Source organism: Phenylobacterium sp., assembly GCF_035475775.1.
In the GTDB taxonomy this organism is placed as follows: Bacteria; Pseudomonadota; Alphaproteobacteria; order Caulobacterales; family Caulobacteraceae; genus Phenylobacterium.
On record NZ_DATIMC010000070.1, the window covers coordinates 42698 to 49433 of the forward strand.

A 6736-nucleotide genomic window follows, 5' to 3' on the forward strand; every position below is an offset into this window, starting at 1 on the left:
GGCCTCAGTAGGTCGCCTCCAGCGCCAGATAGAAGGCGTAGCGGCCCTCTTCGCGGGGGTTCTGGAGTCCCGGTCCCGCGGCGGCGAGCAGCGACCAGTGGTCCACGAGCTTGTAGATCACGCCCAGGTTCGCGCCGGTGAAGTCGCGGCCCTCAGCGCTGTCGCGGGTGTGGTGATCGACCTCGGCCCCGATCGTCAGGCGATCGCTGAGCGCACGCGTCACCGCCAGGCCGCTGATCCAGAAGTCGCGGTTGCCGGGCCCGGGGTTGATCTGGTAGCCGCCGCCCCCGAACACCGACCACTTGCCGGCGTCCTTCCCGACCCAGACCGGCAGCAGGATACCGAGCCGGTCCGATCCGAAGCGGCGGTCGGCCGTCGGCAGGAAGACCCGCGGGAACACCGCCACGTCGGGGATCCATGAGCCCTCGCGTTGGTGAAGCACCTTCAGCTTGGCGGCGGCCTCGACGGTTCCAGCGCCAACCCGGAGCCTGTCCGTGTCTTCCCAGCCGGCCGGCAGCACGAGCGTGAGCTGCAGATCCTTCGCGGCCCCGTAGTTGAGGTCGAAGCCGGCCTCGCCGCTGGTCACGCCGGGCGTGTGGGCGCCGGCGACGAAGTTGTAGATCTCCCAGTGGCCGAAGTCGGTGGGCTGCGGATCGTCGGTCACGAACGGCGGCCCCGCCCAGGCGGGCGAGGCGAGGGCGGCGGCGAGCGGCGCAAGGAAAAGGCGGGGCGTCACGCCCCGCCTCTCTCACGATTGCCGTCCGGGTTCTAGCGGTTCGACCAGACGCCGGGGCGCGCGTTCGAGCGGCCGCCGCGCCGCGGACCCTTGAAGCCGTTGCGCGGGGGCTGGCTCTCGCCGGAGCGCGGAGCCCCGCCTTCGTGCCGATGCCCCGGCTTGGCCGGCGCGTGGTTGCGGTTGGGCCTGGGCTGGTGGCTGGTGCGGTGCGGCTGCGCCGGCCTGTCGGGCTTGCCGACCTCCGGCAGCACCGCAGTTGCGGCGCCCAGCTGGCGGTCGTTGCGGCGGTCGAAGGCGGGGATGCGCTGGCGCGTCACCTTCTCGATGTCCTTCAGCAACGACCGCTCGTCGTCGGCGCAGAACGCCACCGCCGAGCCGTCGGCGCCGGCGCGGGCGGTGCGCCCGATCCGGTGCACATAGGCTTCCGGCACGTTGGGCAGCTCGAACTGCACGACGTGGCTCACCGCATCGATGTCGATGCCGCGCGCGGCGATGTCGGTGGCGACCAGGGCGCGGACTTCGCCGGCCTTGAACTGCGCCAGCGCCCGCTCGCGCTGGCCCTGGCTCTTGTCGCCGTGGATGGCGGCCGCCTCGACGCCCACCTGCTCCAGGCTGCGGGCCACGCGGTCGGCGCCGCGCTTGGTGCGGGTGAAGACGATCACCCGGGTGAAGCTGCCGTCGTCGAACAGCTCGGCGAGCAGGGCGCGCTTGCGCACCTGCTCCACGAACAGCACGCGCTGGTTCACCTTCTCCACGGTGGTGGCTTGCGGCGCCACCGAGACCTTCACGGGATCGGGCCCGAGGATCTCGGCGCCGAGCTTCTCGATCTCGGAGGGCATGGTGGCCGAGAAGAACAGCGTCTGCCGCTGGCGCGGGATGTGCTTCACGATCCGGCGGATCGGCATGATGAAGCCCATGTCCAGCATCTGGTCGGCCTCGTCGAGCACGAAGGTCTCGACGCCCTCCAGGCTGATGGTCTTCTCCTGCAGGTGGTCGAGCAGGCGCCCGGGGGTGGCGACGAGCACGTCGACGCCGGGCGCCATGGCGCGCAGCTGGCCGCCGTACTTTACGCCGCCGAACACCACGGCGACGGAGACGCCGATGTGCTTGCCGTAGGTCTTGAAGCTCTCGCCGATCTGGGTGGCGAGCTCGCGGGTGGGCGAGAGCACCAGCACTCGGCAGCTGCGCCGCGGCGCGGGCTTGCGGGCCTCGGCGAGGCGCTGGAGGATCGGAAGCGCGAAGGCGGCGGTCTTGCCGGTGCCGGTCTGGGCGATGCCCAGCAGGTCACGGCCGGCCATGACGCCGGGGATGGCCTGCGCCTGGATCGGCGTGGGCGTGGCGTAGCCTTCGTCGGCCAGCGCCTTGAGCAGCGGCTTGGCCAGGCCAAGGTCGGTGAATTGGGTCAAACTTGATCTTTCGCGTAGGCGCACGATGCGCGGCCTCTCGAACATCGAGGGCCGCGGCGGGCGCGGGGTCTGTTGGGAGCGCCCCGCGTGATGGGCGATCGGTGGGGAAGTCCACTGCGCTCGACAGGCTGGGCCGCGCTTGCGGCCCCACGCGGCTGGAGCGCCGAAGGCGCGGCATCTGTCGCCGCGCGTGGCTCACATCGGCAATGGCGACGGTGAAGTCAACCCGGGCCGGCCACTTGGCCGCGGCCCTGTGCTTTCGGCGCCGATGCGAACGGAAGAGAAGTGAAGGGCCGGACGAGCCGGCCCTTCGTGTGGTGGTTCAGCTGGCCTGCAGGTTGGCCGCGGCGTTTTTCCCGCTGCGCGGGTCCTTCTGCAGCTCGAAGCTGACCTTCTGGCCTTCGTGGAGCGAAGCCAGCCCGGCGCGTTCCACGGCCGAGATGTGAACGAAGACGTCGCTGCCGCCGTCGTCGGGCTGGATGAAGCCGAAGCCCTTCTGGCCGTTGAACCACTTGACTGTGCCGGTCGTCATAGAATGTCCCTTTCGGACGTAGTACTCGCGCGCCCACCGTGGGCGCGGAGATCAAATTTTCGGAGAGGGTCGAGGGCGGATCCTGAGCCGGAATACTAAAGTTCCAACCGGAAGGCAGGCGATCCAATGCGATATTCGATGCGCGGGAAGATGGTCGCCGATCGCCGCTGATGCAAGTTTTATTTGCAGATTCTCGCCCCGGGCGCTGATCTTTCTGCTATTTGACGGTCCGAAGGGGAGCTGGTCGCCCTCGCCGATCGGCTCCCAGTGCGAAGGAATCCCACTCATGCGCGTCGCTGCCGATCGGGCCATCTTCACTGTCGTCCGTCACGACGGACGCTGGGCGGTAGAGCACGACGGCGAGTATTTCGGGCACTCGGTGGACAAGGAAGTGGCCAAGGCCGCCGCCAACAAGCGGGTCCGCCAGCTGCAGGATTCCGGCCGTCCGTGCCAGGTGCGGGTGTTCGGCGAGCAGGGCTTCTACGAACCGGCGAACTGATCGCCGGGCAATCCTCCGCCTGGGCGCCTGCGGGCGTTGCAGAGCCCGCCTCGCCGTGGTTTCAAGGCCCTCGATAAAACCGAGGACACGGCAGGATGGCGGAGGACTTCCGCGCGCGGGCCAAGCTTTGGCCCAAGGGCCGCCTCTATGAGGACTTCGCGCTCGGCGAAGTGCGCGTCCACCACTGGGGCCGCACCGTCTCCGAAGCCGACACCCTGCTCTTCACGACCCTGACGCTCAGCTACAATCCGCTCTACTCCAACCGGGCCTTCGCGGAGGCCCACGGCCACCCGGACCTGGTGGTCAATCCGCTGCTCGTCTTCAACATCGTCCTCGGCCTCTCGGTGGAGGACAACTCCGAGATCGGCGGCCCCTTCGTCGGCGTGGGCAAGCTCACCTGGCGCCAGCCGGTCTATCCGCGCGACACCCTGGCCGCCCGCTCGACCACCACCGCCATGCGGCTGTCGGCCAGCAATCCCAGGAACGGCATCGTCACCTGGCATACGGAAGGCTTCAACCAGCGCGACGAGCGGGTGATCGACTTCGAGCGCTCGAACCTGGTGCGGCTGCGCCATCCCCCGCGCCAGGAGGCCTCGGCATGAAGCTCTCCGAGCTCACCGGCAGCGCCAACTACTTCGAGGACTTCGAGGTGGGCCAGGTCATCAAGCACGCCCGCGGCAAGACCATCGAGGGGCTGGAGAACGTGCTGATCACCAACCTCGTCATGAACACCGCCCAGGCGCACTTCAACGAGGACGCCATGAAGGCCAGTCCCTATGGCGGCCGGCTCTCGTACGGCGGCGTCAACTTTTCCGTGGCCATGGGCTTGGCCATGCAGGACTGCGGCGAGAACGCGCTCGCCGAGCTCTCCATGGACAATATCCGCCTGCTGCACCCGGTGGTGCACGGCGACACCCTCTACGCCTACTCCGAGGTGCTGGAGACCCAGGACGCCGAGCGCGACGACGCCGGCGTGGTCACCTTTCGCCACTACGGCGTCAACCAGGACGACAAGCTCGTCTTCCAGGGCGAGCGGACAATGCTGATCAAGCGCCGCAGCCACTGGGGCGAGCGTTGAGCGCCGGGCCGGGAGCCTCCGGCCCCTTGCAGGGCCTGCGCGTCCTGGATTTCACACAGGCGCTGGCCGGGCCGTTCTGCACCCAGCAGCTCGCCGACCTCGGGGCCGAGGTGGTCAAGGTCGAGGGCTTGTCCGGCGGCGACCTCTCGCGCGGCTCGGGCCCGTTCCACGAGGCCGATCCGGAACACCGGTATTCGGGCTATTTCCACTCGATCAACCGCGGCAAGAAATCCATCGCGATCGACCTGAAATCGGCGGCCGGCGTCGACATCGTGAAGCGGCTGATCGCCGGGTTCGACGTGGTGGTGGAAAACTTCCGGGCCGGCGTCATGGACCGGTTCGGGCTCAGCTACGAGACGCTCAGCGGGCTCAATCCGAAGCTCGTCTACTGCGCCATCCGCGGGTTCGGCGATCCGCGCACGGGCAAGAGCCCCTACGTCGACTGGCCGGCCTACGACGTGGTCGCCCAGGCGATGGGCGGGATGATGGGCGTCACCGGCCTGGCCGGCGGCACGCCGATCAAGATCGGCCCCGGCGTCGGCGACTCCATCCCGGGCCTCTACGCGGCGCTGGGGATCGTCGCCGCGGTGCTGCACGCGCGGGCGACCGGCGAAGGGCAGTTCCTCGACGTCGGCATGGCCGATGCGGTGCTGGGCGTCTGCGAGCGGATCGTCCACCAGCAGGCGTTCGGCCACCAGGTCCCGGGGCCGGAGGGCAACCACCATCCGTTCCTGCTGCCGTTCGGGGTCTATCCGGCCACGGACGGCTTCGTCGCGCTGGCCTGCCCCAACGACCACTTCTTCCGCGCGCTCGTCGAGGCGCTGGACGCGCCGGAGGTCCTGCACGACGAGAGGTTCGCCACGCCCAAGGCGCGCGCCCAGAACCGCCAGGCGGTGATCGAGCGGCTGTCGGACCTCACGGCCCGGTTCAGCAAGGCCGAGCTGCAGCAGCGCCTCGGCGGCCGGGTCCCGTTCGGGCCGGTGCTGAGCATCGCCGAGATCGCCATCGACCCGCACTTCGCGGCCCGCGACATGCTGCCCGAGCTGGAGTTTCCCGGCTTCCCCGAGCCGATGCGGGTCGCCGGCCAGCCGATCAAGTTCACCCGCACGCCGGCCGCCGTGAGCCGCCGCGGCCCCGACCTCGGCGCCGACACCGAGGCCGTGCTGCTGGCCCACGGCGCCTCGCCCGCCGACATCGGCCGCTGGCGGAAGGCCGGCGCCATTCCGGGAGGCGACGGATGAAGCGCCGCCGTATCGCGCGAAGCGCCGTACGAAGGACCGCGGAAAACGCGGAAGGACGCGGAAGCACGCTTCGCGTGGCGCCACGGATTTCACGGACACGCACAGATCGACCGTCCGGCGCGTGCGGCGAGGAACCGATGGCGCCTGCGGCGCACCGCGCGACAATCCGTGCCATCGGTGAAATCCGTGGTTCCTTCGTTCCGCGTTGTTCCGCGTCTTCCGCGGTTCTTCCCTTCGGAGAGCTCAGATGACCGACCGCCCGATGCGCCTGCGCCGAAGCCAGCTATCGGTGCCTGGCGTCAGCGAGAAGATGCTGCAGAAGGGGGCGGCCTCGGACGCCGACCACGTCTTCCTCGACCTGGAGGACGCCGTCGCGCCGTCGGAGAAGCGCGGCGCGCGCAAGACCATCGTGGCGGCGCTGAACGGCCTCGACTGGGGCAGGAAGACCCGCTGCGTGCGGGTCAACGACGTCACCACCGAGTGGTGCTTCGAGGACATCATCGAGGTGGTCGAGGGCGCGGGCGCGAACCTCGACACCATCATGCTGACCAAGGCCGTGGGGGCGGCCGACGTGCAGTTCGTCTCGCTGATGCTCGACCAGCTGGAGAAGAAGCTGAAGCTCCCCCGCCGGATCGGCATCGAGGTGCTGATCGAGGAGGCGGGCGGGCTGCAGCACGTCGAGGCGATCGCCGCCGCCAGCCCGCGCATGGAGAGCCTGATCTTCGGCATGGGCGACTATTCGGCCTCGCAGCAGATGAACCTGCGCGGCTGGGGCGGCGAGGGCTATCCCGGCGACATCTTCCACTACCCGCGCTTCCGCATCGCCATGGCCGCGCGCGCCGCGGGGCTCGATCCGGTGGACGGGCCCTACGCCAACTTTCGCGACGAGGACGGCTTCCGGCGCGAGGCCAAGTACGCCCACATGCTGGGCTTCGTCGGCAAATGGGCGATCCACCCGGCCCAGATCGCCCCGGCCCTGGAGATCTTCTCGCCCACCGAGCGGGAAGTGAGCCGCGCGCGCGAGCTCGCCACAGCCTACGACAAGGCGCTGGCCGAAGGGCTGGGTTCGGTCAACGTAAACGGGACCATGGTGGACGCCGCCTCGATCCGCATCGTCATGAACACCGTCCGCCGCGCCGACCTGATCGGCCTGTAAGGAGCTTCGAGATGGCCGACGACGCGATGCGCCTGGAGAACCCCGGCTACCTCACGCCCGAGCGGATCATGATCCGCGACCTCGCCCG

8 protein-coding genes are annotated in these 6736 nt (G+C 69.5%); 5 read left to right on the forward strand and 3 right to left on the reverse strand.

The window, feature by feature from the left end:
• Nucleotides 1–4 precede the first annotated feature (4 nt).
• The 3 genes from VLI41_RS09095 to VLI41_RS09105 form a co-directional block, all read right to left on the reverse strand.
• Nucleotides 5–736: a hypothetical protein gene (locus tag VLI41_RS09095; RefSeq protein ID WP_325267756.1), complete on the reverse strand. Its 732-nt coding sequence runs from the start codon at nt 734–736 to the stop codon at nt 5–7.
• 32 nt (nt 737–768) lie between these two features.
• Nucleotides 769–2142 carry a DEAD/DEAH box helicase gene (locus tag VLI41_RS09100; RefSeq protein WP_325267757.1) on the reverse strand — a complete coding sequence of 458 codons (1374 nt, stop codon included), beginning with the start codon at nt 2140–2142 and terminating at the stop codon, nt 769–771.
• Between the two features lie 322 nt (nt 2143–2464).
• The gene (locus tag VLI41_RS09105) at nt 2465–2674 is read right to left on the reverse strand and encodes a cold-shock protein (RefSeq protein WP_297695865.1); all 210 of its coding nucleotides are present in this window, start codon (nt 2672–2674) and stop codon (nt 2465–2467) included.
• 286 nt (nt 2675–2960) lie between these two features.
• Here VLI41_RS09105 and VLI41_RS09110 point away from each other — a divergent pair, with 286 nt between their 5' ends.
• From VLI41_RS09110 to VLI41_RS09130, 5 genes are all read left to right on the forward strand, one after another.
• Complete coding sequence (locus tag VLI41_RS09110) at nt 2961–3173, forward strand: hypothetical protein (protein WP_325267758.1); 213 nt, start codon at nt 2961–2963, stop codon at nt 3171–3173.
• 95 nt (nt 3174–3268) lie between these two features.
• Nucleotides 3269–3775: a MaoC family dehydratase gene (locus tag VLI41_RS09115; RefSeq protein WP_325267759.1), complete on the forward strand. Its 507-nt coding sequence runs from the start codon at nt 3269–3271 to the stop codon at nt 3773–3775.
• On the forward strand, nt 3772–4251 hold the full coding sequence (locus VLI41_RS09120; protein WP_325267760.1) for a MaoC family dehydratase: 480 nt from the start codon (nt 3772–3774) through the stop codon (nt 4249–4251). Before VLI41_RS09115 ends, VLI41_RS09120 begins: the two co-directional genes overlap by 4 nt.
• 26 nt (nt 4252–4277) lie before the next feature.
• Nucleotides 4278–5492: a CoA transferase gene (locus VLI41_RS09125; RefSeq protein ID WP_325267761.1), complete on the forward strand. Its 1215-nt coding sequence runs from the start codon at nt 4278–4280 to the stop codon at nt 5490–5492.
• Between the two features lie 247 nt (nt 5493–5739).
• Nucleotides 5740–6648, forward strand: coding sequence for a CoA ester lyase (locus VLI41_RS09130; protein ID WP_325267762.1), 909 nt, complete (start codon nt 5740–5742; stop codon nt 6646–6648).
• Nucleotides 6649–6736: the final 88 nt, after the last annotated feature.